26 protein-coding genes and 1 tRNA gene are annotated in these 26,698 nt (G+C 65.9%); 17 read left to right on the forward strand and 10 right to left on the reverse strand.

The window, feature by feature from the left end:
• Positions 1-5 precede the first annotated feature (5 nt).
• Entirely contained in the window at positions 6-1,022 is a 1,017-nt protein-coding gene (locus ACFTOW_RS10410) for a hypothetical protein (RefSeq protein WP_379915360.1), read from the forward strand.
• Here ACFTOW_RS10410 and ACFTOW_RS10415 read toward each other — a convergent pair.
• Positions 985-1,608 (reverse strand): GNAT family N-acetyltransferase, encoded by a 624-nt coding sequence (locus ACFTOW_RS10415; RefSeq protein WP_379915362.1) that lies wholly within the window; start codon positions 1,606-1,608, stop codon positions 985-987. The two genes, ACFTOW_RS10410 and ACFTOW_RS10415, sit on opposite strands and share 38 nt — an antisense overlap.
• A gap of 55 nt (positions 1,609-1,663) precedes the next feature.
• Here ACFTOW_RS10415 and ACFTOW_RS10420 point away from each other — a divergent pair, with 55 nt between their 5' ends.
• Both ACFTOW_RS10420 and ACFTOW_RS10425 read left to right on the forward strand, forming a co-directional pair.
• A complete protein-coding gene (locus ACFTOW_RS10420) occupies positions 1,664-2,383 on the forward strand; it encodes an AzlC family ABC transporter permease (RefSeq protein ID WP_379915364.1) in 720 nt (239 codons plus the stop codon).
• Entirely contained in the window at positions 2,380-2,706 is a 327-nt protein-coding gene (locus ACFTOW_RS10425) for an AzlD domain-containing protein (RefSeq protein ID WP_379915366.1), read from the forward strand. The genes ACFTOW_RS10420 and ACFTOW_RS10425 overlap by 4 nt, the downstream gene beginning before the upstream one ends.
• Here ACFTOW_RS10425 and ACFTOW_RS10430 read toward each other — a convergent pair.
• The 5 genes from ACFTOW_RS10430 to ACFTOW_RS10450 all read right to left on the reverse strand — a co-directional run bounded on the left by ACFTOW_RS10430 (position 2,689) and on the right by ACFTOW_RS10450 (position 6,790).
• Positions 2,689-3,321 carry a hypothetical protein gene (locus tag ACFTOW_RS10430; protein WP_379915368.1) on the reverse strand — a complete coding sequence of 211 codons (633 nt, stop codon included), beginning with the start codon at positions 3,319-3,321 and terminating at the stop codon, positions 2,689-2,691. The genes ACFTOW_RS10425 and ACFTOW_RS10430 overlap by 18 nt on opposite strands.
• 46 nt (positions 3,322-3,367) lie before the next feature.
• Entirely contained in the window at positions 3,368-3,502 is a 135-nt protein-coding gene (locus ACFTOW_RS10435) for an aa3-type cytochrome c oxidase subunit IV (protein WP_379915370.1), read from the reverse strand.
• 89 nt (positions 3,503-3,591) lie between these two features.
• Positions 3,592-4,047, reverse strand: a complete 456-nt coding sequence (locus ACFTOW_RS10440) for a DUF6173 family protein (protein WP_379915372.1) — start codon at positions 4,045-4,047, stop codon at positions 3,592-3,594.
• Positions 4,044-5,099 carry an MBL fold metallo-hydrolase gene (locus ACFTOW_RS10445; protein WP_379915374.1) on the reverse strand — a complete coding sequence of 352 codons (1,056 nt, stop codon included), beginning with the start codon at positions 5,097-5,099 and terminating at the stop codon, positions 4,044-4,046. Before ACFTOW_RS10445 ends, ACFTOW_RS10440 begins: the two co-directional genes overlap by 4 nt.
• On the reverse strand, positions 5,096-6,790 hold the full coding sequence (locus tag ACFTOW_RS10450) for an acyl-CoA dehydrogenase (RefSeq protein WP_379915376.1): 1,695 nt from the start codon (positions 6,788-6,790) through the stop codon (positions 5,096-5,098). The genes ACFTOW_RS10445 and ACFTOW_RS10450 overlap by 4 nt, the downstream gene beginning before the upstream one ends.
• Positions 6,791-6,905: 115 nt before the next feature.
• Here ACFTOW_RS10450 and ACFTOW_RS10455 point away from each other — a divergent pair, with 115 nt between their 5' ends.
• From ACFTOW_RS10455 to ACFTOW_RS10480, 6 genes are all read left to right on the forward strand, one after another.
• On the forward strand, positions 6,906-7,853 hold the full coding sequence (locus ACFTOW_RS10455) for an L-threonylcarbamoyladenylate synthase (protein ID WP_379915378.1): 948 nt from the start codon (positions 6,906-6,908) through the stop codon (positions 7,851-7,853).
• 38 nt (positions 7,854-7,891) lie between these two features.
• Positions 7,892-8,680 (forward strand): uracil-DNA glycosylase, encoded by a 789-nt coding sequence (locus ACFTOW_RS10460; RefSeq protein ID WP_379915380.1) that lies wholly within the window; start codon positions 7,892-7,894, stop codon positions 8,678-8,680.
• Positions 8,680-9,273 carry a metallophosphoesterase family protein gene (locus tag ACFTOW_RS10465; RefSeq protein WP_379915382.1) on the forward strand — a complete coding sequence of 198 codons (594 nt, stop codon included), beginning with the start codon at positions 8,680-8,682 and terminating at the stop codon, positions 9,271-9,273. Before ACFTOW_RS10460 ends, ACFTOW_RS10465 begins: the two co-directional genes overlap by 1 nt.
• Before the next feature lie 8 nt (positions 9,274-9,281).
• Complete coding sequence (moaB, locus tag ACFTOW_RS10470; RefSeq protein WP_379915384.1) at positions 9,282-9,824, forward strand: molybdenum cofactor biosynthesis protein B; 543 nt, start codon at positions 9,282-9,284, stop codon at positions 9,822-9,824.
• A gap of 97 nt (positions 9,825-9,921) precedes the next feature.
• Positions 9,922-11,388 (forward strand): efflux RND transporter periplasmic adaptor subunit, encoded by a 1,467-nt coding sequence (locus ACFTOW_RS10475; RefSeq protein WP_379915386.1) that lies wholly within the window; start codon positions 9,922-9,924, stop codon positions 11,386-11,388.
• Positions 11,389-11,390: 2 nt separating this feature from the next.
• Positions 11,391-14,780 carry an efflux RND transporter permease subunit gene (locus ACFTOW_RS10480; protein ID WP_379915388.1) on the forward strand — a complete coding sequence of 1,130 codons (3,390 nt, stop codon included), beginning with the start codon at positions 11,391-11,393 and terminating at the stop codon, positions 14,778-14,780.
• An 82-nt stretch (positions 14,781-14,862) separates the two neighbouring features.
• On the opposite strand, the gene rlmH is transcribed toward ACFTOW_RS10480, so the two are convergent.
• From rlmH to ACFTOW_RS10495, 3 genes are all read right to left on the reverse strand, one after another.
• Complete coding sequence (rlmH, locus tag ACFTOW_RS10485) at positions 14,863-15,333, reverse strand: 23S rRNA (pseudouridine(1915)-N(3))-methyltransferase RlmH (protein ID WP_379915390.1); 471 nt, start codon at positions 15,331-15,333, stop codon at positions 14,863-14,865.
• The gene (rsfS, locus tag ACFTOW_RS10490) at positions 15,334-15,729 is read right to left on the reverse strand and encodes a ribosome silencing factor (RefSeq protein ID WP_379915392.1); all 396 of its coding nucleotides are present in this window, start codon (positions 15,727-15,729) and stop codon (positions 15,334-15,336) included. It lies immediately after the preceding gene.
• Positions 15,730-15,856: 127 nt separating this feature from the next.
• Positions 15,857-17,194, reverse strand: coding sequence for a mechanosensitive ion channel family protein (locus ACFTOW_RS10495; RefSeq protein WP_379915394.1), 1,338 nt, complete (start codon positions 17,192-17,194; stop codon positions 15,857-15,859).
• Positions 17,195-17,471: 277 nt separating this feature from the next.
• On the opposite strand from ACFTOW_RS10495, the gene leuC reads away from it, so the two are divergent.
• The 4 genes from leuC to ACFTOW_RS10515 all read left to right on the forward strand — a co-directional run bounded on the left by leuC (position 17,472) and on the right by ACFTOW_RS10515 (position 21,881).
• Entirely contained in the window at positions 17,472-18,905 is a 1,434-nt protein-coding gene (gene leuC / locus ACFTOW_RS10500; protein WP_379915396.1) for a 3-isopropylmalate dehydratase large subunit, read from the forward strand.
• Positions 18,906-19,042: 137 nt separating this feature from the next.
• Positions 19,043-19,648 carry a 3-isopropylmalate dehydratase small subunit gene (gene leuD, locus ACFTOW_RS10505; RefSeq protein ID WP_379915398.1) on the forward strand — a complete coding sequence of 202 codons (606 nt, stop codon included), beginning with the start codon at positions 19,043-19,045 and terminating at the stop codon, positions 19,646-19,648.
• A gap of 317 nt (positions 19,649-19,965) precedes the next feature.
• A complete protein-coding gene (locus tag ACFTOW_RS10510; protein ID WP_379915400.1) occupies positions 19,966-20,844 on the forward strand; it encodes a hypothetical protein in 879 nt (292 codons plus the stop codon).
• Positions 20,845-20,987: 143 nt separating this feature from the next.
• Positions 20,988-21,881: an endonuclease/exonuclease/phosphatase family protein gene (locus ACFTOW_RS10515; RefSeq protein WP_379915402.1), complete on the forward strand. Its 894-nt coding sequence runs from the start codon at positions 20,988-20,990 to the stop codon at positions 21,879-21,881.
• On the opposite strand, the gene ACFTOW_RS10520 is transcribed toward ACFTOW_RS10515, so the two are convergent.
• Positions 21,836-22,741 (reverse strand): Rossmann-fold NAD(P)-binding domain-containing protein, encoded by a 906-nt coding sequence (locus tag ACFTOW_RS10520; RefSeq protein WP_379915404.1) that lies wholly within the window; start codon positions 22,739-22,741, stop codon positions 21,836-21,838. The two genes, ACFTOW_RS10515 and ACFTOW_RS10520, sit on opposite strands and share 46 nt — an antisense overlap.
• Before the next feature lie 96 nt (positions 22,742-22,837).
• On the opposite strand from ACFTOW_RS10520, the gene ACFTOW_RS10525 reads away from it, so the two are divergent.
• The 4 genes from ACFTOW_RS10525 (at position 22,838) to ACFTOW_RS10540 (ending at position 26,032) form a co-directional block, all read left to right on the forward strand.
• Positions 22,838-23,734, forward strand: coding sequence for a LysR family transcriptional regulator (locus tag ACFTOW_RS10525; protein WP_379915406.1), 897 nt, complete (start codon positions 22,838-22,840; stop codon positions 23,732-23,734).
• Positions 23,735-23,795: 61 nt separating this feature from the next.
• Complete coding sequence (gene leuB, locus ACFTOW_RS10530; protein WP_379915408.1) at positions 23,796-24,902, forward strand: 3-isopropylmalate dehydrogenase; 1,107 nt, start codon at positions 23,796-23,798, stop codon at positions 24,900-24,902.
• 87 nt (positions 24,903-24,989) lie between these two features.
• Positions 24,990-25,066 (forward strand) — tRNA-Pro (locus ACFTOW_RS10535).
• A 633-nt stretch (positions 25,067-25,699) separates the two neighbouring features.
• Positions 25,700-26,032, forward strand: a complete 333-nt coding sequence (locus ACFTOW_RS10540; RefSeq protein WP_379915410.1) for an EF-hand domain-containing protein — start codon at positions 25,700-25,702, stop codon at positions 26,030-26,032.
• Positions 26,033-26,698: the final 666 nt, after the last annotated feature.

Genomic DNA, 26,698 nt, shown 5'->3' on the forward strand with positions numbered 1-26,698 from the left:
TGGGTATGGCAAACGCCAACGACAGCAAGCCGACGCCGCCGGGACTGTATGACCGCCCGGCCAGCCCCGGCATCACGGCGACCGAGATCATCGCCATCGCCCTGTCGGCCCTGTGGCTTCTGGGGTCTGCGGTGTTTTTTCTTGTGCTCGCGCCCGACTCTGCACCCGATGAAGGCGGCGGCCTGCGGTTCCTGATGACCATGCTGGCAATCTTCATGCCGGTGGCGATGATCTGGGTCGCCGCCACCGCGGCCCGCGCCAGCCGCGTCATGCGCGAGGAAAGCCAGCGCCTGCAAGCCGCGATTGATGCGATCCGGCAGGCCTATATCACCCAGTCCCAGACCCGCGACATGGGGGCCGAGCCAACGGTTGCGCGCAAGCTGGATGAGATCGCCGCCACCGCCAAAAAGACCGAAACCGCGCTGGCCACCTTCACCTCGATCCGCAGCGCGCCCGCCCCCCTGCGCCCCAGACCGCAGCCCGATCCGACGATCCAGCCCGAGGATCAGGCCCCCCTGCCGCTTGGCACACGGGCCGAGGACATGGCCCCGCCGCTGGATCGCGCCGATTTCATCCGCGCGCTGAATTTCCCCGAAACCGCGGATGACGAGGAAGGCTTTGCCGCCCTGCGCAAGGCCCTGCGCGACCGGCAGGCCAAGGAACTGATACAGGCCAGCCAGGACATCCTGACCCTGCTCAGCCAGGATGGCATCTATATGGACGATCTGCGCCCCGATCTGGCCCGACCCGAGATCTGGCGGCGCTTTGCCGCCGGTGAACGGGGTCGCGCAGTGGCCGCCCTTGGCGGCATCCGCGACCGCTCGTCCCTGGCGCTGACCGCCGGGCGGATGAAGCAGGATCCGATCTTTCGCGACGCCGCACATCATTTCCTGCGCAAGTTCGACCGCATGTTCGTGGCGTTCGAGCCCACCGCCACCGACAGCGACATTCAGGACCTGTCGGGCACCCGCACCGCGCGCGCCTTCATGTTGCTGGGGCGCGTGGCGGGCATGTTCGACTGACCTTTGCCGTGCACTCCATCCGCAGCGCCGAGCGAAAGCCGAACACATGCCGCAGCGGGCCGGTATACCTTCGTCCGGCACCCACAAACCCCTTGCGTTCATACAACGCCTGCGCGCGCGGGTTTATGTCGATCACGTCCAGCCGGACCACCCGGCACCCTTCCTGCGTGGCAGCTGCCAGCACCGCGTCCAGCAACTTTCCGCCCACGCCCTGCCCGCGCGCCTCGGCGGCGACAAAGATCCCGTCCATCTGGAACACGCCCGGCTCTGCCTTGCGCTCCAGCGCCAGCAGCAGCACCCCGCGCCACAGCGCCCCGAGCGGGCCATAGGCCCGCGCCAGATCGCGCAACCCGCCGTCCACCAGCCCGCCATCGGCGGTCTTGAACCCCGCCATGCCCAGAATTTGACCTGCATCGTCCCGTGCCACCAGGGCAAACTCGGGGTTCAGGATGGGTTGCAAAAAGGATAGTGCCCGATCCTGCGGCCCCAGCACCCGGCCCAGCTTGGCCCCGAAGGCCTGCCAGTAAAGCGTCGCGGCACGCGCGCGCTCGTCCTCGGTGAAACCCGTTTCAATTGTTAACGACATTGCATCCCCGCCAGCTTGGCGATACCCCTCAAATGCGAAACTATGGAACCTGCGCATGCCAGACACAACCCGCTCCGCCTATTGGCAAGGCTTCCGTGAAGGATCGCCTTTTTTCCTTGTGGTGACGCCCTTTGCGCTGCTTTTCGGCGTGGTGGCGACCGAGGCAGGGTTGTCCGTGTTCGAGGCGCTGTCCTTTTCGGTCGTGGTGATCGCGGGGGCGGCACAGTTCACCGCGCTGCAACTGATGGTGGATAACGCGCCGGTCTTCGTGGTGCTGGCCTCGGCTCTTGCGGTCAACCTGCGCATGGCGATGTATTCCGCCTCGCTGACCCCGCATCTGGGCCGCGCGCCGATGTGGCAACGCGCGCTGATCGCCTATTTTCTGGTCGATCAGTCCTACGCCTGCTCGGTCATCGCCTACGAGCGCGAGCGTGACTGGACCGTATCGCAAAAGGTCGCTTATTTCTTTGGTGTGGTCACGCCGATCTGCCCGATGTGGTACGCCATGACCATCGTCGGCGCCCTGATCGGCAGCGCGATCCCGCCGGAATTCGGGCTGGATTTCGCCGTGCCCATCACCTTCATCGCGCTGATCGCACCCATGCTGCGCACCGGCGCGCATCGTGCGGCGGCGCTGACCTCGGTCCTTCTGGCACTTGGGTTTGCATGGCTGCCCTTCAACCTGGGGCTGATCGTGGCGGGGCTGGGCGGCATGATCGTGGGCGCGCAGGTCGAACTGGTGCTGCGCCGCCGTGGCACATGGGTGGACGCATGATCGACCGGACGGAACTGTGGATCGTCATCATCGGGCTGGGTCTGGGCAGCTTTGCCCTGCGCTTTGTGTTCCTGGGCCTGATCGGCGATCGCGAGATGCCGGAATGGGTGCTGCGGCACCTGCGCTACACGGCTGTCGCGGTTCTGCCCGCGATCGTCGCCCCGCTGGTGATCTGGCCGGCCGCCACCGATGGCCAGCCCGACCCGGTGCGCGCCACTGCCGCGCTCGTCACGCTGGCGGTGGGGTATTTCACCAAGAACGTGCTGCTGGCGATAGGGCTTGGTGCAGGCACGCTGGCGGGCGGATTACTCTGGCTGGGCTGACCGCTGGGCGGCCACGCGCGCGGGATCATACGCCGCCAGCACCGCGCTGTTTTCATCCGACCCGTACTCGCGCAACGACTGCGACGTGACACCGGGCAGTTGCGCGAACTGCTCGGCCAGAGTGTTGGGGAACCACGTCTGCGAAATGCCGAACTCGGGGAACTGCCCCAGCATCGACGAGATGCTGGCCGCACAGCGCGCATCCTGCTGACGGCCCATCGTCATCGAAGCGCGCAGGATCGCCTCGGCCAGTTCGGCCGATACCGGCAGCGTCTGCACCTGAACATGAAAGGCGTTGCGCGCGTGAAACCGGGTGTAGGTGTCCAGCATCACCGGCGTGACACCGAAAATCACATCGCCCCGGCGGATGATCGCCTCGTTGCGGAACGATCCTGCGGGATCAAAGATCACCCGCTGGCTGCCATTCACCATCAGGGCCGAATGCGCCCCCGACCCGGTGCTGTTGTTCTTCATCGTGTACAGCCGCAATTCGGGCGGCCCGGCATGACGATAGGCGGCCTGCGCCACCGCATCATCGCTGCGTTCTATTTCCGGTTTGACCGCACAACCAGACAGTGCCACGGCGCAAAGGACCGCCAGCAGGATGCCTCGCATAAGAACTTTCCTTGTAAAACAACCTGCCTGTCGAAAGGCGGCGATATCAGCTGTTGACCAGCGCCATGAAGACCAGAACGGCGATGATCACGATGACCGCCCATTTCGTCCAGTTCACGAACCCGTCAAAGGTCTTCTTCTGGTCGGTGATGTCCATCTCGCCATGCTTCTTGTCAGCCATATGTCCTGTCCTTGATCGTAGGTCCTGTAAGCAGTCGGGGCCGTGACTAGCGGATTAAAACCGCGCTGTCACGCATCAAGCACGACCGTTCAGCCGTTTTCCAGATCCCGCACCAGCCGGAACCCGATCCGGCGCGGCGGGTCCTTCTTGGCCAGTTTCGGCATGGCGCGCAAGGTCACGTTCAACTGGCTGACATGCTGGATCAGCTGCGCCTTGCCGCCCCGTGGATCCGAGCCGTAGAAGGTCAGGATATCGGGGTCAAAGAAGCCCATGCCCTCGATCCGCAGGATGCCGACGTCGCTGCCGGTCAGGCCGATGGCGACTTCGTGTTCGGAATCCAGCTGTTCCTCGAAGGTTTGGATGTACAGGATCAACCGTTCATAAGCCCATTCCGCCGGGCTTTTGCGCGCCATCGGCTTGTCGGTCACGCCGGCGGGCTGCGTCGTGCTGGATGTAGAGCCGGGATCCGTATGCGCCTCGTGCCGGCGCGGCATGGCGGCGGCCTCGTGGGCTTCGGCTGTTGTGCTGATGCTGGTGTCGCTCATGCGCCCTGCTCGGTTGTCTGCCACAGCCACGCGCCATCCGTCCCGCGCATGCGCGTCGCCTGCCCCGCATGCAGCAGATGGTTCAGATGCGCCACGGTTTCCGACAGGGCCAGGCCGTAGACGCCAGCATCGATCGTGCGTTTGAACAGCGGCGGAAAGCATTCGGAGGCGCGGCGCGGCGTCGCAAGATGATCGCGCAGGCGCGACAACCCGCCGTGGTGGTTCTCGGCCAGTTGGTGCATCCGCATCGGCAGCCCGGTAAAGGGCAGCTTGTGCCCGCCCAGCACCAGATGATCCTCGCGCGCCAGCAGGGCCAGCCGCGCGCAGCTTTCCAGCCAGTCGGCCAGCGGATCGGCCAGCGGCTCTGCCGGGTGCACGCCGATGTTGGGGCTGATCGAGGGCAGGATCTGATCGCCCGCGATCACAAGGGAGTCGTCGCGGCTCCAGAGCGTCAGGTGGTCGGGCGCGTGGCCGCCACCGATATGCACATCCCAGTCGCGCCCCGCCGCGCGGATCACGTCGCCCTGTTGCACGCGGGTAAACCCCGTGGGCAGCGGATGCGCCAGATCGGCAAAGTTGAACGGACGCTCCGACAGCCGCTTGTCCAGTATCGCGGCATCCATCCCGGCATCGCGCCAGAACTGCACCGCCTGCGGGCTGGGCGCATCCTCGACATCCAGGATCAGCATCCGCGCGGTCAGATAGGCGGTGCGCGTGGTCCAGTGCTCGGCCCCGAACCGCTCCATCAGCCAGCCGACCATGCCGACGTGATCGGGGTGATAATGGGTCAGGATCACGCGGCCCACCGGTTTGCCCCACAACGGCCCGCGCAGCACATCCTCCCACAGATCGACGGTCATCCGCGTTTTCACGCCGGTGTCCACGATGGTCCAGCGATCACCCTCGTCCAGCGCATAGACGTTGACGTGATCCAGCTTCATCGGCAGCGGCAGCCGGATCCACAGCACGCCCTCGGCCACCTCGATCGTCTGCCCCGCATCCGGCGCCGAGGCCCAAGGATAGCGGACACCGTGGCCCGCGCCATCCATCATGCCGCCAGCTCGTCAACGCTGAGCGCGTACAGATCCTCGGCCCCTGCCATCGCATGGGTCAGCAGCCCGGCATGTTCCGGCAGCAGCCGGGCAACATAGAACCGCGCCAGCTTGGTGCGCGGGCCCTGGCCCTTTTCGGCCATGGCCGCGCGCATGTGGTAATACCCGCCCAGCACCCGGGCAAAGGCGCGCAGGAACGGCACCGACCCGGCAAACCGCGTGCGCATGTCCGATTGCGCCACCAGCCATTCCACCGCCTCGCGCAGCGACTCGGTCGCCTGCCAGACCGGCTCGGCCAGATCGGGCAGGTCTGCGCGGGCGCGCTCGGCGTCGGCCTCGATCTCGTCCAGCAGGCGGAACGCGGCCTCGCCGCCATCCATCATCTTGCGGCCCACAAGGTCCATCGCCTGAATCCCGTTGGTGCCCTCGTAGATCGGGGTGATCCGCGCATCGCGCAGGAACTGCGCCGCGCCGGTTTCCTCGATGAACCCCATACCGCCGTGGATCTGGATGCCGATGCTGGCCACGTCACAGCCCACATCGGTGCCGAACGCCTTGGCGATGGGCGTCAGCAGCGCCGCCCGCGTGCGCCAGCTTTCGTGGTGGGTGGCGGTTTCCATGTCGATGGCCACCGCGCAATTGACCGCGATGGCGCGGGCGGCAAAGGTATCGGCCTTCATCGTCAGCAGCATCCGGCGCACATCGGCATGATCGATGATCCGGCCCATCTGGCTGCGGTCCTGCGCATAGGCCAGCGCGTGCTGATAGGCCCCTTCGGCACAGCCCACCCCCTGCGCGCCCACCGCCAGCCGGGCGTTGTTCATCATCGTGAACATCGCCGCCATGCCCTTGTTCTGCTCGCCGATCAGCCAGCCGACAGCGCCGTCATACTGCATCACCGCCGTGGGGCTGCCGTGAATGCCCATCTTGTGTTCAAGGCTGACCACCTTCAGCGCGTTGGCCACGCCGGGCCGCCCCTGATCGTCGGGGATCAGCTTGGGCACCAGAAACAGGCTGATGCCCTTGGTGCCGCCCGGCGCATCGGGCAAACGCGCCAGCACCAGATGGCAGACGTTCTCCGCCATGTCGTGATCGCCATAGGTGATATAGATCTTCTGCCCGGTGATCGCATAGGTGCCATCGCCGTTCGGTGCGGCCTTGGTGGTCAGCGCGCCCACGTCCGACCCCGCCTGCGGTTCGGTCAGGTTCATCGTGCCGGTCCATTCGCCGCTGATCAGCCGCGGCAGGTACATCTGCTTGATCTCGTCACTCGCGTGATGCTCCAGCGCCTCGACCTGGCCCTGGGTCAACAGCGGGCACAGGCCCAGAGACATCGCCGTGGCCGCCGCCATTTCGTTGAACGCCGTGGTGATGCTGATCGGCAGGCCCATGCCGCCATGTTCCTGCCCCGCCGACAGGGCGATCCAGCCGCCCTCGGCCAGTTGGGCAAACGCCTGCTTGAAGCCATCGGGCGTGCGCACCACGCCGTTCTCCAGCCGCGCGCCCTGCATGTCCCCGACGCGGCGCAGCGGGTCCAGCACGTCCTCGGCGATGCGGCCCGCGCCTTCCAGAATGGCCTCGATCATGTCGGGACTGGCATCGGCAAAGCGGTCTGTCGCCTGCACGGCGGCGAAATCCGACACGTTTTCAAAGATAAAACGAAAATCCGTGACCGGGGCGCGATAGGGCATGGGGTCTCTCCTGCGGCGGCCGCTTGGCAAGGGGCCGGGCGGCCTGTATGCGGTTGGTTTGCGTCCCAGAGTAGGGGGCAGCAGGCAGTCATCAATCGAAACGCGGCGTCAGAACATGGCAGAAACCGAAGTCTTGCAAGGGGATAGGGCGGGCATTGTCCGCGCCGCGGAATTGCTTTCCGAGGGGCGGCTTATCGCCCTGCCGACCGAGACGGTTTACGGTCTGGCTGGCGACGCGCGCAGCGACGCCGCGGTGGCGCGAATCTATCAGGCCAAGGGGCGGCCCAGCTTCAACCCGCTGATCGTGCATCTGGCCGATACTGCTGATGCCAAAGCCTATGTGCTGTGGTCCGACGCCGCACAGCGGCTGGCCGATGCGTTCTGGCCCGGTCCGCTGACGCTGGTCCTGCCGCTGCGCGCCGGTCACGGGCTGTCGCCGCTGGTCACCGCCGGGCTGGACACCGTGGCGCTGCGCGTACCGGCCCATCCGCTGGCCCGCGCGGTGCTGCGCGCCTTTGGCGGGCCGGTGGCCGCGCCCTCGGCCAACCCTTCGGGCCGGATCAGCCCGACCAGTGCGGCGCATGTGCTGGCCGGTCTGTCGGGGCGGATCGACGCGGTGATCGACGGCGGGCCCTGCGATGTCGGGCTGGAAAGCACGATTCTGGGGCTGGCAGGCCCGCCCACCCTGCTGCGCCCCGGCGGCATCCCGCGCGAGGCGTTGGAAATCGCAACAGGCTGCCCGCTGGCCGACGCGACCGATGGCCAGATCACCGCGCCCGGCCAGATGACCTCGCATTACGCGCCGGGTGCCCGGGTGCGGCTGAACGCCACGCAGACCCGTGCGGGCGAGGTGATGCTGGGCTTCGGCCCCATGGCCTGCGACCTGAACCTGTCGGAAAGCGGCGATCTGGTGCAGGCGGCCGCCAACCTCTTTGCCCATCTGCATGCGCTGGACCGCCCCGGCATCACCGGCATCGCCGTGGCCCCGATCCCCGACACCGGGCTGGGCGCGGCGATCAACGACCGGCTGCGCCGGGCCGCAGCACCACGCGATGACGGCTAGCCCTTTCCGCCATGCCCGCCGCCGCCTAGATTGACGGCATGGAATCGGCAACAGACACCCGCGCGGCGCTGGCCGCCCTGCACTGGCAGATCGAGCTTGGCGCGGTCGATGCCATCTGTGATGCCCCCGTCAACCGCTATGACCTGCCGTCCGAGGCCCCGGCCCGGCCGAAAACCGCCGCCCCGCCCGTCGAAACGGCCGCCCCGCACATCGCCCAACCGTCCGATCCCGTGGCCGAGGCGCAGCATCTGGCGCAGGCCGCCCCCGACCTGCCCGCCCTGCGCGCCGCCCTTGCCGCCTATGACCATTGCGATCTGAAACGCGGCGCGCGCAACCTCGTGTTTGCCGATGGCACCCCCGGTGCCCGCGTGCTGATCCTGGGCGAGGCCCCGGGTCGCGACGAGGACCGCGAGGGCAAGCCATTCGTGGGCCGCGCCGGGCAGTTGCTGGACCGGATGCTGGCCGCCATCGGGCTGGACCGGCACAGCGACGACCCCGCCCGCGCCGCCTATATCACCAACGTCCTGCCCTGGCGTCCGCCGCAGAACCGCGACCCCAAGCCCGAGGAAATCGCGATGATGCTGCCCTTCGTGCAGCGCCATGTCGCGCTGGCCGCGCCAGATTTCGTGATCCTGATGGGCAACATCAGTTGTCAGGCCGCCCTTGGCAAACGCGGCATCCTGCGCCTGCGCGGGCAATGGGACAGCGCCTTTGACCGCCCCGCCCTGCCGATGACCCACCCCGCCTACCTGCTGCGCACGCCATTGGCCAAGCGCGAGGCATGGGCGGACCTGCTTTCCCTCAAATCCCGATTGGACGCGTCGTAATGCACATCCTTGCCTTTTCCGATCTGCACCTTTCCGCCCGCCACGCCGCAACGCTGGTCGAATCCAGCACCGAGGCCGATCTGGTCATCGGGGCGGGCGATTTCTGCACCATGCGCGAGGGGCTGGAGGACGCGATGGAGATGCTGCACGGCATCATGGCCCCGATGGTCATCGTGCCCGGCAACGCCGAGAGCATCGAAGAGCTGCGCAAGGCGGCCGACCTCAACATGACCGTGCTGCATGGCGAGGCGACCGAGGTGAACGGGCTGCGCATCTTTGGCCTTGGCTATGGCGTGCCCACGACACCCTTTGGCGACTGGTCCTGCGACCTGTCCGAGGACGAGGCGGCAGAGATGCTCAAGCCCGCCGACGGCTGCCGCCTGCTGATCACCCATTCCCCGCCCAAGGGCGTGGGCGATGTCACCTCGGGCGGGCAATCGGTGGGGTCCACCGCGATCCGCGCCGCCATCGAACGCGTGCAGCCCGATCTGGCCCTGTTCGGTCACATCCACGACAGCTGGGGCCAGTCGGGGCGCATCGGCGACACCCATGCCCACAACCTTGGCCCGACGCCCAACTGGTTCGAACTGTAAGGAATCCCATGTCGCGCATCGACGAGTCTCGGGAATTCATCCCCGTCCGCATCGCCATCCTGACCGTCAGCGACACGCGCGGGATCGCGGATGACCGATCCGGCGACACGCTGGTGCAGCGGCTGGAAAGCGCCGGTCACTTCCTGGCCGACCGCAGGATCGTGCGCGATGAACGCGATGCCATCGCCGCCCAACTGCGCGCATGGATCGACAGCCCGGATGTGGACGTGGTGATTTCCACCGGCGGCACCGGCCTGACCGGGCGCGATGTCACGGTCGAGGCGCATCGCGACGTCTATGAAAAGGAAATTGACGCTTTCGGCACCGTGTTCACCCTCGTGTCGATGCAGAAGATCGGCACATCTGCGGTGCAGTCACGCGCCACGGGCGGCGTGGCGGGCGGCACCTACCTGTTCGCCCTGCCCGGCAGCACCGGGGCCTGCAAGGATGCGTGGGACGAAATCCTGCACTATCAACTGGATTACCGCCACCGTCCCTGCAATTTCGTGGAAATCATGCCCCGGCTGGACGAACACAAGCGACGGAAATAGCGCGACCATGCGTAACACCCTTGTGCCTTGGCTTTACCACGCCAACGGCTAAACTGTCTCATCGTGGGTTTCCCGCCTTGCAAGGGTCTGACACAACATGCGTTTTCTGCGGCAAAGCCTGACCGGGCTGTTTCTGGTTTCCGTCACTCTGGCCCTGCTGGTCTTTGCCGGCTCGCTGGTGCGCGACGCCGTGCAGGACCGCATGAACGCCGAACCGCGCATGCCGCCGCAGCGCGAGCGGGTCTTTGCCGTCAACGTCGATCTGGCGCGGGCCGAAACCGTGGCCCCGGTGCTGACCGCCTTCGGGCAGATTCAAAGCCGCCGCACACTCGACATCCGGGCCGCGGCCAGCGGCACGGTGATCGAACTCTCCCCGGATTTCGAGGAAGGCGCGCAGGTGCAGGCGGGTGACCTGCTGCTGCGGATCGACCCGGCGGACGCCCAATCGGCGTTTGATCGCGCCCAATCCGACGTGCAGGACGCCGAGGCCGACGGGCGCGAAGCCACCCGCGCGCTGGGACTGGCCGAGGATGAACTGGCCGCCGCCCGCGAACAGGCCGATCTGCGCGAACGTGCGTTCCAGCGTCAGGTCGATCTGGAGCAGCGCGGCGTCGGCACCGCGGCGGCGGTGGAAACCGCCGAACTGGCGGCATCCTCTGCGCGGCAGGCCGTGCTGACCCGTCGTCAGGCGCTCAGCACCGCGCAGGCGCGGGTGGATCAGGCGGCAACCCGACTGGACCGCGCCCGCATCGCCATGGCCGAGGCGCAGCGCCGCCTGAACGACACCGAGATGCGCGCGCAATTCGACGGCAGCCTTGCCGATGTGACGGCGGTGCAGGGTGGTCTGGTCTCGACCAACGAGAAACTGGCGCAACTGGTGGATGACACGGCGCTCGAGGTCGCCTTGCGCATCTCGACCCCGCAATACGCCCGGCTGCTGGATGATGACGGCCGGCTGGCGCCCCTGCCGGTCACCGTCACCCTGAACGTCATGGGCATCGGGCTGGACGCGACCGGTGTTCTGACCCGCGACAGCGCCGCCGTGGGCGAGGGCCAGACCGGGCGGCTGATCTTTGCCCGGCTGGATCAGGCCCGCGGCTTCAAGCCCGGCGATTTCGTCACCGTCCGCGTGACCGAGCCCGAGATCGGGGATGTCGTCCGCCTGCCCGCCACGTCGCTTGCCGCCGATGGCACCGTGCTGGTGCTGGTCGAAGATGACCGGCTGACCCCCCTGCCCGTCGCGCTGGTGCGCCGTCAGGGCGACGACGTGCTGCTGCGCGGCGACGGTCTGGCCGGGTCCGAGGTGGTGCGCGAACGCTCGCCCCTGCTGGGCGAAGGTATCAAGGTCCGCCCCCTGCGCAGCGACGATCGCGGCGCGCAGGCCCCGCCCGACTCCCAGACGATGCTGGAACTCACCGAAGACCGCCGCGCCCGCCTGATGGCCTATGTCGAGGCCAATTCCGCCATGCCCGCCGAGATCAAATCCTCGATCCTCGCCCGCCTGCAGGAACCGCAGGTGCCCGCGCAGATGGTCGAGCGGCTTGAATCCCGGATGGGGGGCTGATCGTGGCCCGCCAGATCCCCGATAGCGCGGGCGGCATCCTGTCGTATTTCACCCGCCACCGCACCGCCGCCAACCTGCTGCTGGTCGTGCTGCTGGTCATCGGCATCGCCGCCGTGCCGCGGATGCGTGCGCAGTTCTTTCCCGATGTGGTGGTCGATGACATCTCGATTTCCGTGATCTGGCAGGGCGCCGGGGCCGAGGACGTGGACCGCGCCATCGTGCAACTGCTCGAACCCGCGCTGCTGACCGTCGAGGGCGTCGAAAGCAGTTCCAGCTCGTCCTTCGAAGGCCGCGCCTCGATCCGGCTGGAGTTCGAACCCGGCTATGACATGGGCCGCGCCAGCGACGATGTGCAACAGGCCATCGACAGCGTCACCACCCTGCCCGCCGAGGCCGAAGACCCCGAGATCCGGCGCGGCGTCTGGTTCGATCAGGTCACCGACATCGTCATCACCGGCCCGGTCGGCACCGAACAGCTGGCCCTGTTCACCGACGAGCTGGTGAACCGGCTGTTCGCCGCGGGCGTCACCCGCACCAGCATCCGTGGCATCGCCGCCCCGCGCACCATGATCGAGGTGCCGTCGGTCAACCTGATGGCCCATGACGTGACGATCCAGCAGATCGCCGCCGCCATCGCCGCCGAGGTCGATGCCAACCCCGCAGGCGACGTGGCCGGGGCCAACGCCCGCGTGCGCACCGGCATCGAAAAACGCAACCCCGACCAGATCGCAGGCATCGTGCTGCGGTCGAACCCCGACGGATCGACCCTGACCGTGGGCGACGTGGCCGACATCCGGGTCGAGGGCACGACCCGCCTGCGCAGCTATTTCGTCGGCCCCAACCCGGCCATGACGGTCCGTGTCGACCGCTCGGCCAATGGCGACGCCATCGCGATCCAGCGACAGGTCGAGGACGTGGCCCGCGACATGGCCGGAACCGTCCCGCAAGGCGTCAGCATCGACCTGATCCGCACCCGCGCCGAACAGATCAGCGGCCGTCTGGACATCCTGATCGACAACGCGCTGATGGGGCTGGGCCTTGTGCTGGCGCTGCTGTTTCTGTTCCTGAACGCGCGCACCGCCTTCTGGGTGGCGGCGGGCATCCCGGTGGCCATGCTGACCGCCATCGCGCTGATGTATGCCGCCGGGCTGACCATCAACATGATCTCGCTGTTTGCGCTGATCATCACGCTGGGCATCGTTGTGGACGATGCCATCGTGGTGGGCGAACATGCCGATGCGCGCCACCGGCAACTGGGCGAATCCCCCGTCGTCGCCGCCGAGAATGCCGCGCGCCGCATGGCAATGCCGGTGTTTTCCGCCACGCTGACCACGGTGATCGCCTTTTTCGCGCTTGTCGCCATCGGCGGGCGGTTCGGCAACCTGATCTCGGACATCCCGTTCACCGTGATCGTGGTGCTGGCCGCGTCGCTGATCGAATGCTTCCTGATCCTGCCGCATCACATGGCGGGCGCGCTGAAACACTCGGTCCGCGAGCACTGGTACGACGTGCCATCGCGCACCGTGAACCGGGGCTTTGAATGGGTGCGCGACCGCCTGTTCCGCCCGCTGATGAGGGTCGTGATCTGGGCACGCTATCCGGTGATGGCCGCAACGATCCTGATCCTGGCCAGCCAGATCGCCATGTTCGCGCGCGGCGATGTGCAGTGGCGCTTTTTCAACGCCCCCGAACAGGGCAGCGTGACCGGCAATTTCGCCATGCTGCCCGGGGCCACCCGCGCCGACACGCTCGAGATGATGCGCGAGATGCAGCGCGCCGCCGAGGATCTGGGCCGCGACTACGAAGACCGCTATGGCCGCAATCCGCTGGATTTCGTGCTGGCCGAGATCGGCGGCAACGCCGGGCGCGGCCTGCCCGGCACAGACACCAAGGATGCCGACCTGCTGGGCGGCATCTCGATCGAGCTGATCGACGCCGATCTGCGCCCCTATTCCAGCTTTCAGTTCGTGGGCGAATTGCAGGACGCGGTGCGCCAGACCCCGATGGCCGAGGTCGTCAGCTTTCGCGGCGGACGCTCGGGCCCCGGTGGCGACGCGCTGGACGTGCAGTTCTATGGGGCCAGCGCCGATGTGCTCAAGAACGCCAGCGAAGCGTTGAAAGAGGCGCTTGGCCGCTTTCCCGAGGTCTCGGCGGTCGAGGACAACCTGGCCTATGACAAGGAGGAGCTGATCCTTGACCTGACCCCGCAGGGCCAGTCGCTGGGCTTTACCATCGACGCGGTGGGCCGGGTTCTGCGCGACCGGCTGAACGGGCGCGAGGCCGCCACCTTTCCCGACGGCCCGCGCAGCGCCGAGATCCGCGTGCAGCTGCCCGAGGACGAGCTGACCGCCGATTTCCTCGACCGGATGCAGATGCGAACGCCCTCGGGCATCTACGTGCCGCTGGCCGAGATCGTCAGCGTCGACCGCCGCACCGGCTTTTCCACCGTACGGCGCGAAAACGGCATCCGGCTGATTTCCGTGACCGGCGACATCTCCGAGGATGACCCCGCCCGCGCCGCCGAGGTGATGCAGGCGCTGGAGACCGATATCCTGCCCGACATCGCCGCCAGCCTGCAGGTCGAATGGCGCATGTCTGGCCTGTCGGAACAGGAGGATGACTTTCTCTCCGACGCCAGAACCGGCCTGATCCTGTGCCTGACCGGAATCTACATCGTGCTGGCCTGGGTATTTTCCAGCTGGACCCGGCCCATCGTGGTGATGGCAATCATCCCCTTCGGCCTGGTGGGCACGATCTGGGGGCATTACGTCTGGGATGTGCCGATGTCGATGTTCACCGTGGTGGGCCTGCTGGGGATGACCGGGATCATCATCAACGATTCCATCGTGCTGGTCACCACCATCGACCAGTATGCCGAGGATCGCGGGCTGATCCCGTCGATCATCGACGGGGCGGCGGACCGGCTGCGCCCGGTGATGCTGACCACGCTGACCACGGTTCTGGGCCTGTCACCGCTGCTCTACGAAGGCTCGCAACAGGCGCAGTTCCTCAAACCCACGGTGATCACGCTGGTCTATGGCCTGGGCTTCGGCATGGTGCTTGTGCTGATCGTGGTGCCCGCGCTGATGGCGATGCAGGCCGATGTCGGCCGACAGGTCACCGCCCTGCGCCGCGCCCTGCGCGCGCCTGCGCTGCGCGGCGCGCTGCTGCCCGCGCTGGCGCTGGTGCTGGGCTGGCTGGGGCTGACGATGGGCTGGGTGGCCGTGACCGGCGCGCTGCACCCGGTGCTGGCCGGGGCCTTGCCCGGGCTGGCGGCGCTGCCTGCCATGATCGCCGCGCTGGCGCTGTTCCTGCTGGGCGCCCTGGTGCTGGCGGCGCTGCTGTTTGCCGGGCTTGGCCTGCGCCACCGGCTGCGCCGCCGAGCGGTGTGACACTTGCGCCCGCCGATTTCTTCAAAAGAAACCGGGCCGGAGAATCCTTGATTTTCCGGTGTCCGCTCCGGTCAGGTGATCGTCAGGCCCGGTGATACGGGCTGCCCGCCAGGATCGACGCGGCGCGGTACAGTTGCTCGGCCAGCATCACCCGCGCCAGCATGTGCGGCCAGACCATCTGCCCAAAGCTCAGCGCGGCATCGGCGCGGGCGCGCAGGTCGGGCGCGATCCCATCGGCCCCGCCGATGACAAAGGCCACGTCGCCCCGCCCCTGATCGCGCCAGCCCGCCAGCATCTGCGCGAAGACGGGCGAGGTCATCACCGCGCCGCGTTCATCCAGCGCGCAGATCGTGGCACCGCCCGGCACCGCGCGGGCCAGCAGCGCCGCCTCGGCCGACATGCCGCCGCCCTTGCGATCCTCGACCTCGATGACCTGCGCAGGGCCAAGGCCAAGGCCCCGCCCCGTGCGGTCGAACCGTTTCAGATAATCGTCGATCAGCGCGCGTTCGGGGCCCGCCCGCAGGCGGCCCACCGCGCAGATACAGACGCGCATTCAGACCGGGGCGGGTCCGGCCGATTGCCCCGTCGGCAGCCACATCTTCTCAAGCTGATAGAACTCGCGCACTTCGGGGCGGAACACATGCACCACTACGTCGCCGGTGTCGATCAGCACCCAATCGCCGGTTTCCTTGCCCTCGGTCCGCACCGCGATGCCGAACTCGGACTTCAGCCGTTCCACCAGTTTCTCGGCGATCGACGACACCTGCCGCGACGACCGCCCCGAGCAGATCACCATGTGATCGCCGATGGAGGTCTTGCCGCGCAGATCGATCTGCACAACATCCTCGGCCTTGTCTTCATCCAGTGATGTCAGGATACGGTCCAGCAGCAGGTCGCTGGTGGCAATTTTCCGGGCGCCGGTCATCGGTGCCCCGCTTGGCGCGGACATGGCCGCATCTGCGATAAGTGACAGGACATCGTCCTCCTATACTGCGCACCGTCAGTGCCCCGGTGCTGAGCTTGGGGCTAAAATAGCAACGGCGCCGCGAAAAAACAATGTCAATGCGCCGCGCGTGTCATTGCGGCAACTCCCTGCCCTCCTCAAGCACCCGCACCTCGCGCTGCGGGAACGGGATCGAGATGCCATGCGCCTGAAACGCATCCCACAGCGCCAGATAGACGTTGCCGCGGATGTTGGTCAGCCCCCCGGTGGGGTCGGTGATCCAGAACCGCAGGATGTAGTCCACGCTGCTGTCGCCAAAGCCCACGATGTGGCAGACCGCCGGTTTCGACACCAGCACGCGGTCCACGCTCATCGCGGCCTCGATCGCGACCTTGCGCACCTTGTGCGGATCGTCGCCATAAGCGGTGCCGAAATGGATATCCAGCCGCACAAAATCGTTGGAATGCGACCAGTTGACCACCTGCCCGGTGATCAGATCCTCGTTCGGGATCAGGTATTCGCGCCCGTCCCGCGTGACGACCGAGGTATAGCGCGCGCCCAGCGTGTTGATCCAGCCAAAGGTCTCGCCCAACGAGATCACGTCCCCCGGCTTGATCGACTTGTCCAGCAGGATGATCACCCCCGACACCAGGTTCGACACCACCTTTTGCAGGCCGAAACCCAGCCCGACACCGATCGCCCCCGACAGCACCGCCAACCCTGTCAGGTCCACGCCCACCATGCGCAGCCCGGTAAAGAACGCCGCGCCATACAGCATCAGTTGCAGGAACTTGACCGCCAGTACCTGCATCGAGGGGCTGATATCCTCGTTGCGCCGGATCCGGCTGGCCGAGGTGACGGACACGAACCGCGCCACCACGAACAGCACCGCGATGATCGCCACCGCCTGCAGCACCATCCACAGCGACAGCCGCGTCTCGCCCAGCGTGACCGCGATGCTGTCCAGCACGGCGCGCGCATCATCGGTCAGCCCCACGATCGACAGGGTGACCCAGGCCCAGCCGGCATAGCGCACCACGCTGCGCAGGAACGAGTTGATGATCAGCCGCGACACCACCGTGATCAGCAACCAGGCAAAGGCCAGCTGCCCGATGATCCCCAGCAGATAGCTGCGCGAGGGCCATGTCATCTCGCGCATGGTCCAGATCACGACCCAGATCAGGATCACGTACACGATCAGCCGCATCCGGTTGCGCACCATCAGCCCGAACCGCCTGCGCCACATCGGCCAGTTCTCGCGGCTGCGCAGCCAGGCGTCCCAGCGCGCCGCCAGCGGTTTGGCCAGCAGATGCGCCACCAGCAACACCGCCAGTGCGATCAGCAACTGGTATCCGTTCCAGGGCCGCGCAAAGGTGTTCAGAAACGCCTCGCCCCGGATCAGCAGGCTTTCACCGATTTCCAGCAGGTCCGAGGCTGCGACTGGGGCGGCTGGCGTCTCGTCAGGGTTCATGGGCACAGTTTGGCGGTGCCAGAGGCCATCGGCAAGGCACAAAGGCTTGCGAGTCCACCGGCAGAGGTATATCTGCGCTTGCATGACACGGATATTTGACATGGATGATCGCGCCCGGCTGCCATGGCGGTTTTTCGGCGCATCGCTTTCGGTGCTGGCCCGTCGATGACGCGGCCCGGGTGCGCCTGCGCGCCCCAATCCCCGGCCGCATGTTCCCGTGCGCCCGATTTCACCGTGTTCACCGCCATGACCCCACACGACAAACCGGAGAGGTCCGATGTCCCCCAAAACGCTGTATGACAAGATCTGGGACGCCCATGTCGTCCACGAAGACGCCGATGGCACCTGCCTTTTGTATATCGACCGCCACCTCGTACACGAGGTGACAAGCCCGCAGGCCTTTGAAGGGCTGCGGATGACCGGCCGCACCGTGCGCGCGCCCGACAAGACGATTGCCGTGCCCGATCACAACGTGCCCACCACCCCGGGCCGCAACAACCCCGACCAGATGCCCGAGGACAGCCGCATCCAGGTCGCCGCACTGGACACCAACGCCAAGGAATTCGGCATCCATTACTACCCGGTCTCCGATGTGCGTCAGGGCATCGTGCATATCGTCGGCCCCGAACAGGGCTGGACCCTGCCGGGGATGACCGTTGTGTGCGGCGACAGCCACACCGCCACTCATGGCGCGTTCGGCGCGCTGGCCCATGGCATCGGGACATCGGAGGTCGAGCACGTGCTGGCCACCCAGACGCTGATCCAGAAGAAATCCAAGAACATGAAGGTGGAAATCACCGGCAAGCTGAGCCCTGGCGTGACCGCCAAGGACATCACCCTGTCGGTGATCGGCCTGACCGGCACCGCCGGCGGCACCGGCTATGTGATCGAATACTGCGGCGAGGCGATCCGCGACCTGTCGATGGAAGGCCGCATGACCGTCTGCAACATGGCGATCGAGGGCGGCGCACGCGCTGGCCTGATCGCGCCCGACGAAAAGACCTATGAGTATGTCATGGGCCGCCCCCACGCCCCCAAGGCCGCGCAATGGGAGGCCGCACTGGCGTGGTGGAAAACACTCTATTCCGATGACGACGCCCATTGGGACAAGGTCGTGACGATCAAGGGCGATGATATCGCGCCGGTTGTCACCTGGGGCACCAGCCCCGAGGACGTGCTGCCGATCACCGCCAGCGTGCCCGCGCCCGAGGACTTCGCCGGCGGCAAGGTCGAAGGCGTGCGCCGCGCGCTGGAGTACATGGGGCTGACTCCGGGCCAGAAACTGACCGACATCGAGATCGACACGGTGTTCATCGGCTCGTGCACCAATGGCCGGATCGAGGACCTGCGCGCTGCTGCGGCCATCCTCAAGGGCAAGAAGGTCAAGGACGGCATGCGCGCCATGATCGTCCCCGGCTCGGGCCTCGTGCGCGCCCAGGCCGAAGAGGAAGGCTTGGCCGACATCTTCCGCGACGCCGGGTTCGAATGGCGTCTGGCGGGCTGTTCCATGTGTCTGGCGATGAACCCCGATCAGTTGGCCGAGGGCGAGCGTTGTGCCTCGACCTCCAACCGCAACTTCGAAGGGCGTCAGGGCTACAAGGGCCGCACCCATCTGGTGTCGCCCGGCATGGCGGCGGCGGCGGCCATCACCGGCCGCCTGACCGATGTGCGCGACCTGATGCACCCCGCGCCTGCGCCGCAACCGGCGTGATCTGCCCCGCCCCCGCGCGTCCTGCGCGGGGGTCAGCCCACAGTTTGCGGGCCGGGTCGCGTCTGCATGGCATGTGCATCGATTGTGCATGGCCCGTGCATCGCGGTTTCGGTCCGATCTGCCCCAAGGAGGGTAACATGGAAAAATTCGAAAAACTCACCGGGATCGCGGCACCCCTGCCGCTGGTCAATATCGACACCGACATGATCATCCCCAAGCAGTTCCTGAAAACGATCAAGCGTTCGGGCCTTGGCGTGAACCTGTTCGACGAGATGCGATATGATCGCCAAGGCAATGAAAACGCTGACTTTGTGCTGAACAAGCCGCAGTACCGTGAGGCCGAAATCCTGGTGGCCGGCGACAATTTCGGCTGCGGCAGTTCGCGCGAACACGCGCCCTGGGCGCTCAAGGATTTCGGAATAAAGACAGTGATCTCAACGTCTTTTGCCGACATCTTCTACAACAACTGCTTCAAGAACGGCATCCTGCCCATCATCCTGCCGCAAGAGGCGGTGGATGTGCTGATGAAGGACGCCGAAAAAGGCTCGAACGCGCGGATGACCATCGACCTCGAAGCCCAGACCGTCACCAGCTCGGACGGCGAGGTGTTCAGCTTCGAGGTGGACAGTTTCAAGAAACACTGCCTTGTGAACGGTCTGGACGACATCGGCCTGACCATGGAAAAGGCCGCCGCCATCGACACCTTCGAGGCCGCAGCCACCCAGGCCCGCCCCTGGGTCTGAGCATTGTTGCGTGTCCGGGCACAAATCCCCGGACGCGTTAACCTCTGTGGCGCTTGTGTGCGTTTAACTCTGCCCCACAAGATATTGGGATTTCACGCGGTTTTACATAATTGCCGCGCATAAATGATGCATTCCCGCACCAGTTTCTCCATGAAACCGCCCCAATGATCGTGCCATTATCAAGGGCGTCTTGAGGATTTGGGCGAAAGTAGGCAGAAATTGGGCATTATTGAGGCAGACCGCCACAACCGGCGGCATCAAGTTGGACACAGGGGGCGGCAATGCATCGCGCCCGGCCAGATTGAGGGGAACGGGCAGTGATTGCTCAACTGATCAACGCGCTTGTGCGCGCCATTCTTGCGGCTGTGCTTGTGGCATTGCCCGCACTTGCGCTGCCCAGCGCAAGTCAGGATGGCACGCAGATCGTCGTGTTGATCGCCCTCGTAATCGCCCTGCTGGTGTTTCTGGAATACAACAGCGCCTATCCCAGCTTTGTCGAGTTCCGGTATGCCCCGCCGATCAACCGCCTGCGCTTTGGAGCGGCGTTTCTGACAATCGCCGTGCTCTGTGCTGTCTGCGCCGATACCGCCGCCACCGGCACGCTGGCCGAGATTGCCGCCTCTTTTGCCGGGCTCAGCGCGGATGTGCTGGATGTGCCGTTCTCGCCCGTGCGCCTGATGGTGATGATGCTGCCGCCCGACGCGCCGCCCGATCTGGTGGCGACCCTGCGCGACGCCGCCGGCTTTGCCTATCTCATGGGGATGATCATCATAGGCGTGTTCTTCCTGCTGGTGCGCGTCACCGGCTGGCCCGCGCGCACCGGCGCCTTCAATGTCTGGGTGAACCTGCCCCTGTTTGACCCCACGGCGGGGCGCGATGTGGTCACCCGGTTGCAGCGGCACGGTCTGGTTAACCTTGTATTAGGGTTCCTGCTGCCATTCTGCATCCCGGCGGTCAGCAAACTGGTGTCGGGCTTTTTCGACCCGCTGGTGCTGAGCGACCCGCAAACCTTGATCTGGGTGGTGTGCCTATGGGCCATTTTTCCGGCCAGCCTGATGATCCGCGGAATGGCGATGAACCGCATCGCGCAGTTGATCCTGCAAAAGCGGCAGCGCGCCTATGCCGCCGCCGAGGCGGAAGAGGGCGATGCCCACACCGAAACCGCGCGTCGCGCGGAAGACTGGCAGTTCATCTGATCGCTCTGATCGCGTGGCTGGCCGCTGCGTCGGCACAGGCCGAAACGATCCGCGTCGCCACCTTCAACTCCGAACTCCACCGCAAGGGCCCCGGACTGCTGCTGCGCGATATCTTAAAGGGCAGTGACCCGCAGGTCGGGGCGGTGATCGCTGTCATGGCCGCGCTGCGCCCCGATATCCTTGTTCTGCAAGGGGTCGATCACGACGCCGGGCTGACCACCGCCCGCGCGCTGCAGTCGGCGCTGGCCGATGCCGGGCTGGTTCTGGATCACGCCTTTGCCCGCCCCCCCAATACCGGTGTGCCGACCGGGCTGGACATGGATGGCGACGGGCGCACCGGGCGCGCACGCGATGCGCAGGGCTATGGCCTGTTTCGCGGTCAGGGCGGCATGCTGATCCTGTCGCGCTTTGCTTTTGACGATGACGCCGCGCAGGATCATTCTGCCCTTTTGTGGCGCGATCTGCCGGGCGCACGGTTGCCGGTGCTAGAGGGCCAGCCCTTTCCGTCGCAAGCCGCGCAAGAGGTGCAGCGCCTGTCCACCACCGCCCATTGGGCCGTGCCCGTGGACACGTCGGGCGGGCGGCTGTGGCTGCTGAGCTTTCACGCCACCCCCCCGGTGTTCGACGGCCCCGAGGATCGCAACGGTTTGCGCAACGCCGACGAGATCCGGTTCTGGCAGGTCTATCTTGACGGCGCGCTTGGCCCTGCCCCCGGTGCGGGCTTTGTGGTGCTGGGCGATGCCAATCTTGACCCGGATCGCAGCAGCGGCCGACGCGCCGCGATCCGCGCCCTGCTGGCCGATCCGCGCCTGACCCCGCTGACCCCGCAGGGCGCATGGGGCGCGGCTACGGTGGACTGGTCCGGCATCGGGCTCGGCGCGATGCGGGTCAGCTACCTGTTGCCCTCGCCCGATCTGACCGTGACGGACAGCGGCGTGTTCTGGCCCGACGACGATGATCCGTTGGCCGACACCGTCGCCAGTGCCAGCCGTCACCGCGCCGTCTGGGCCGACATCCGCGTGGCCACCCCGGATTGATGCAGCGGCGCGATCGCCTGCGCCAGCGCATCGTCCAGCGGCGTGTGCTGAAACCCCGGCAACAGCGTGTCCAACAGCGTTCCATCCAGACGCTGCGGCAGCGACCACAGATAGCGCATTTCAAAGTTGCCCTTGATCGACGGCATGACCACCTGCGCCAGCCGCAGTTGCCACCACGGCAGCGGCCGCAGCCGTATCGCGCGTCCGGTCACGCGCGCCAACGCCGCAGCCATGTCTTGCCCCGTAAGGGTATAGCCGGGAAACGGGATATCGGCGAACCGCGGCAGCGTATCGCGCGCCTCGGTCAGCGCCAGGCATGCGCGCGCAAAATCGGGCAAGAAGCCCCAAGCATGCGGGATATCCGCCCTGTCCGGGTAGAAAAAGACGCCACGCCCGATCCGGTGGGCCATCACCTTGTCGAACAGATTGCCCGAGGCGGCGGTGTCGATGTAGTCGCCCGCGCGCAAAAGGATCGTGCGCACGCCCTCGTCGCGATAGGCCGCCTCCATCTCGATCCGCAACCGGCCCAGCGGATTGGTGGCGCGATGCGGCGTGTCCTGATCCCAGACCGGGCCGCTTTGATCGCCATAGACATACACATTGCCGGGCAGGATCACCGTGCAATCATGACGCAGCGCAACACGGCGCACGCGCGCGTGCTGATCCGCCATTTCCGCGGCCCAGCGGTGATAGGGCGGGTTCCAGCCCATGGCGATCACATCCGCCATTGCGGCCGCGCGGTCTAGGTCGTCGCGCGCCCGATCGAAACCGCGCACCTGCCAGCCCGCCCGTTTGAAGGCCTTGGCAATATTGGTTCCGAAACGGCCATTGGCGCCGAGTAAAAGAAGGGTTCCGGTCATCTGACTGTCCTTGTGCTGTGATGTGTGCAGCCAGATTGCGCCAAACATATGCGCATGGAAATTGACATACTTTCAATATCTGTCATTCATTTATGAATGGACAATCTGCCCGATACCCTCGATTGGTCGCTGATCCCTGCTTTTCTGGCGGTGGCGGATACCGGCTCGCTATCGGCTGCCGCGCGACGGCTGGGCACCAGCCAGCCCACCATAGGCCGCCAGATAAAGCAGCTAGAGGATCAGGTGGCCACGCCTTTGTTCACCCGCCATCCGCGCGGGCTGGTCCTGTCTCCGGCGGGCCGTGCCCTGCTGCCCGCCGCACACGACATGCAGACCGCGGCCCGCGCCCTGAGCCTGACCGCCGCGGGGCAGGACCAGACCCTGCGCGGCACCGTGCGCCTGACCGCCAGCAAGATCGTGGCGCATTACATCCTGCCGCCGATAATCGCGCAGATCCGCCGGGCCGAGCCGCAGATCGCCATCGATCTTGTGCCGTCAGACAGCGCCGAGAACCTGCTGTTCCGCGAGGCGGATATCGCCCTGCGGATGTTCCGCAGCACGCAACTGGACATCGTCACCCGGCATCTGGGCGACCTGCCGGTCGCGGTCTTCGCCGCCCGCCGCTATCTGGACCGGCACGGTCGCCCCGAAACGCCCGAGCAGATGCTGACCCATTCCCTGATCGGCTATGACCGCTCCGACTTGATCCTGCGCGGGATGCGCGACCTGGGGTATCCGGCCACGCGCGAGTGGTTCGCCATCCGCTGCGATGACCAGCCGACCTATTTCGAACTGGTGCGCGCGGGCTGCGGGCTGGGATTTGGCCAGCGCCACCTGATCGACCGCGACCCAGAGCTGGAGGTGATCGACCTGAACCTGCCGATCCCCGGCCTGCCGCTGTGGCTGGCGGCGCCGCAGGCCACGCGCCACACGCCGCGCATCGCCCGCATCTGGGATCTGCTGACCCGCGCGCTGCCTGCCGTGCTTTCTTGACCCCGCCCGCGCCGGGCGATACGCCATCGGCAACAATAATGCAGACGAAGGACAGCCCGACATGACCAACCCATCGCTTCTTATCCTGCCCGGTGACGGGATCGGCCCCGAAGTCATGGCCGAAGTGCGCAAGATCATCGACTGGTTCGGTGCCAAGCGCGACATGACCTTTGACGTGACCGAGGATCTGGTCGGCGGCTGCGCCTATGACAAGCACGGCACACCGCTGCACGACGACACGATGGCCAAGGCACAAGAGGTCGATGCCGTACTGCTGGGGGCCGTGGGCGGGCCGAAATATGACGCGCTGGATTTCAGCGTCAAGCCCGAGCGCGGCCTGCTGCGCCTGCGCAAGGAGATGGACCTGTATGCCAACCTGCGCCCGGCGCAGTGCTTTGACGCGCTGGCCGATTTCTCGAGCCTGAAAAAGGACGTGGTGGCCGGCCTCGACATCATGATCGTGCGCGAACTGACCAGCGGCATCTACTTTGGCGAGCCGCGCGGCATCATCAAGGATGGCAACGAGCGTGTCGGCATCAACACCCAGCGCTATACGGAATCCGAGATCGCCCGCGTCGCGCGCAGCGCGTTCGAACTGGCGCGCAAGCGTGGCAACAAGGTCTGCTCGATGGAAAAGGCCAACGTGATGGAATCGGGCGTGCTGTGGCGCGAGGTCGTGACCGAGGTGCATCAGGCCGAATACCCGGATGTCGAGCTGTCACACATGTATGCCGATGCCGGTGCCATGCAGCTGACCCGCTGGCCCAAGCAGTTCGACGTGATCGTGACCGACAACCTGTTCGGCGACCTGCTGTCGGATCTGGCCGCGATGCTGACCGGCAGCCTTGGGATGCTTCCCTCGGCCAGCCTGGGGGCACCGATGGCGAATGGCCGGCCCAAGGCGCTGTATGAACCCGTACACGGCTCGGCCCCCGACATCGCGGGACAGGGCAAGGCCAACCCCATCGCCTGCGTGCTCAGCTTTGCCATGGCGCTGCGGTATTCCTTTGATCAGGGGGCCGAGGCCGCCCGGGTCGAATCCGCGGTTGAAAAGGTGCTGGCCGACGGGTTGCGCACCGCCGATCTGCTGGGCGAAGAGGGCGTGACACCCGTCTCGACCACCGAAATGGGCGATGCCATCGTCGCCGCCCTTGACGCCAGCCTGTAAGGGCTTGCGCGCGCGTCTATCCCCACCGCTTTGGCAAGATCACCCCTTGCCAAAGCCCCCGGCGCGGTCTATTCCCCGCGCCACGGTCGGAGTGTAGCTCAGCCTGGTAGAGCACTGTCTTCGGGAGGCAGGGGCCGGAGGTTCGAATCCTCTCACTCCGACCAATTAAAAATCCAACCATATCATGATCTTAACTTTTCAAGCGCCCGCAGACTGAAACAGTTGGCCGGGCCTGGCCCCCGGACCATTCAGAGGGTGAATGTGGTCGACGCGCGGATGTTGCTAACTGCTGTCCTGTTGTCCGATGCGAATCCGTTATCTGTTCATTCCCACGTCGTCTGCCCCGACCGAAAACCGGCTGACCTTTCCTCATCCTTCGCACCGTTCTGCGCAAGGCAACTTACCCAAGGCACGGATGGCCGAGATTTCGGCACCGTGCATGAGGCTTCTATCCGTGGTCACGCTCGACGACTTCCAGGGCCCGCAATTCTGACCCGGTGAGCCTTGTCCCGACGATCGGGTTGCATCCGGCGCAGACGAACAGGCTTTTATGAGACGGTGACCCCGAGAAGCTCCAGTTCCTGCGAATCCCGGTGGCCGCGATTGCGCCATGCAGGCAACCTTCGACAAAGTTTCATAGCCGCCGGTCTGTGACGGCAGCGCGGACGAGCCCGTTGGTCCCCGGCGAGAATGCCGGTGCCATCTTGCCGCTTCTGACGAAAATGGAACATCTATCGAGTATCTTCGTTGAGTCAGTAGTCGGCGACACGTCGACACCGAAACAAAGGAGAAACCACATGCTTATCGACCTCAAGAAACTTGCTGGACTCAGTGCTGTCGTCACCGCGCTGGCCGCAGGCCCGGCGGTCGCGCAAGGCCTTACCGGATGGGATCTCGACAAGGACGGTGCTCTGAACCAGGACGAGTTCACCCAGACCTGGGCCTCGACATTCGAGGAGTCCGGAACGCCGTTCAGCGCGTTGGATGCCGACAATGATGGCATGATCACCGAGAGCGAATACAACGCCGGCGTTTTCAACTACTATGACCGGAACCGCGACGGCGCGATGGACGAGCAGGAGTTCGAGCAGTTCAGCCGGGACCGTGAAGGCGGTTACTGGGAGAACTGATCTCTTTTGATGCGATGGGAGGGGTGACATTGGTCGCCCCTTCGTCGTGATGCATCGCTGCCGGGCATGCCAGCGCGCAAGGTCTGGCAGTGACGCTACGGGGTGTCAGCGCGGTTTCGGAACACCGCCAAACTGTAGCCGCTGCCCGCAGTCAGGCTCTGGCCAAGAAAGGTCGTCTGACCTTGGCACAAATGCAGATGCACCCTGGACGGACGAGTGGCATTCTTATCGACTTGGCCCACGTGAGCGCACGGATCAAGACACGTCGCGACTGAGTGATTTTGATGACAAGGTCATCGATCGCGCGTTGGTCGCGCCTGACTACGCGATCCAGGTCCACGTCGCGTTCCCTCTGCGCAGCCTCGCTTTCCTGATTTGAAAACTCGCACAGACCGGGTGGCATTTCGCCCTTGGTGCGGGCTTAATCGAGAAATCCCTGTTCGGTCTTGCCATTGCCGCCTACGTTTGGTTGGCGATGGGTCTTGCAGTCGGCGCGTTGGGGGTTCGCCGGTGTTGGCCAGTCATGTTTGCCGGGGCCGCTCGGGGCGGCAAGAAAGATCTTCGCAGGGCACCATATCACGCCACATATCGCAGTGAGGCGTAACAGAAGGAAAAGTGCCGCGCGAAAAACAGGCTGAGAATCCAGCGTCAATCAGGATGAGAACG

It is taken from the genome of Lacimonas salitolerans (genome assembly GCF_042677865.1).
Taxonomy (GTDB): domain Bacteria; phylum Pseudomonadota; class Alphaproteobacteria; order Rhodobacterales; family Rhodobacteraceae; genus Lutimaribacter; species Lutimaribacter salitolerans.

Excerpts from the sequence above, each read along its gene's own strand:
- ACFTOW_RS10460 (WP_379915380.1), top strand. The coding sequence starts at position 7,892 with ATGGAATCGGCAACAGACACCCGCGCGGCGCTGGCCGCCCTGCACTGG.
- ACFTOW_RS10520 (WP_379915404.1), bottom strand. The coding sequence starts at position 22,741 with ATGACCGGAACCCTTCTTTTACTCGGCGCCAATGGCCGTTTCGGAACC.
- ACFTOW_RS10525 (WP_379915406.1), top strand. The coding sequence starts at position 22,838 with ATGGACAATCTGCCCGATACCCTCGATTGGTCGCTGATCCCTGCTTTT.
- leuC (WP_379915396.1), top strand. The coding sequence starts at position 17,472 with ATGTCCCCCAAAACGCTGTATGACAAGATCTGGGACGCCCATGTCGTC.
- moaB (WP_379915384.1), top strand. The coding sequence starts at position 9,282 with ATGTCGCGCATCGACGAGTCTCGGGAATTCATCCCCGTCCGCATCGCC.
- ACFTOW_RS10450 (WP_379915376.1), bottom strand. The coding sequence starts at position 6,790 with ATGCCCTATCGCGCCCCGGTCACGGATTTTCGTTTTATCTTTGAAAAC.
- leuD (WP_379915398.1), top strand. The coding sequence starts at position 19,043 with ATGGAAAAATTCGAAAAACTCACCGGGATCGCGGCACCCCTGCCGCTG.
- ACFTOW_RS10465 (WP_379915382.1), top strand. The coding sequence starts at position 8,680 with ATGCACATCCTTGCCTTTTCCGATCTGCACCTTTCCGCCCGCCACGCC.
- ACFTOW_RS10540 (WP_379915410.1), top strand. The coding sequence starts at position 25,700 with ATGCTTATCGACCTCAAGAAACTTGCTGGACTCAGTGCTGTCGTCACC.
- ACFTOW_RS10435 (WP_379915370.1), bottom strand. The coding sequence starts at position 3,502 with ATGGCTGACAAGAAGCATGGCGAGATGGACATCACCGACCAGAAGAAG.
- ACFTOW_RS10410 (WP_379915360.1), top strand. The coding sequence starts at position 6 with ATGGCAAACGCCAACGACAGCAAGCCGACGCCGCCGGGACTGTATGAC.
- leuB (WP_379915408.1), top strand. The coding sequence starts at position 23,796 with ATGACCAACCCATCGCTTCTTATCCTGCCCGGTGACGGGATCGGCCCC.
- rsfS (WP_379915392.1), bottom strand. The coding sequence starts at position 15,729 with ATGTCCGCGCCAAGCGGGGCACCGATGACCGGCGCCCGGAAAATTGCC.
- ACFTOW_RS10495 (WP_379915394.1), bottom strand. The coding sequence starts at position 17,194 with ATGAACCCTGACGAGACGCCAGCCGCCCCAGTCGCAGCCTCGGACCTG.
- rlmH (WP_379915390.1), bottom strand. The coding sequence starts at position 15,333 with ATGCGCGTCTGTATCTGCGCGGTGGGCCGCCTGCGGGCGGGCCCCGAA.
- ACFTOW_RS10425 (WP_379915366.1), top strand. The coding sequence starts at position 2,380 with ATGATCGACCGGACGGAACTGTGGATCGTCATCATCGGGCTGGGTCTG.
- ACFTOW_RS10440 (WP_379915372.1), bottom strand. The coding sequence starts at position 4,047 with ATGAGCGACACCAGCATCAGCACAACAGCCGAAGCCCACGAGGCCGCC.
- ACFTOW_RS10475 (WP_379915386.1), top strand. The coding sequence starts at position 9,922 with ATGCGTTTTCTGCGGCAAAGCCTGACCGGGCTGTTTCTGGTTTCCGTC.
- ACFTOW_RS10420 (WP_379915364.1), top strand. The coding sequence starts at position 1,664 with ATGCCAGACACAACCCGCTCCGCCTATTGGCAAGGCTTCCGTGAAGGA.
- ACFTOW_RS10415 (WP_379915362.1), bottom strand. The coding sequence starts at position 1,608 with ATGTCGTTAACAATTGAAACGGGTTTCACCGAGGACGAGCGCGCGCGT.
- ACFTOW_RS10455 (WP_379915378.1), top strand. The coding sequence starts at position 6,906 with ATGGCAGAAACCGAAGTCTTGCAAGGGGATAGGGCGGGCATTGTCCGC.
- ACFTOW_RS10445 (WP_379915374.1), bottom strand. The coding sequence starts at position 5,099 with ATGATGGATGGCGCGGGCCACGGTGTCCGCTATCCTTGGGCCTCGGCG.
- ACFTOW_RS10430 (WP_379915368.1), bottom strand. The coding sequence starts at position 3,321 with ATGCGAGGCATCCTGCTGGCGGTCCTTTGCGCCGTGGCACTGTCTGGT.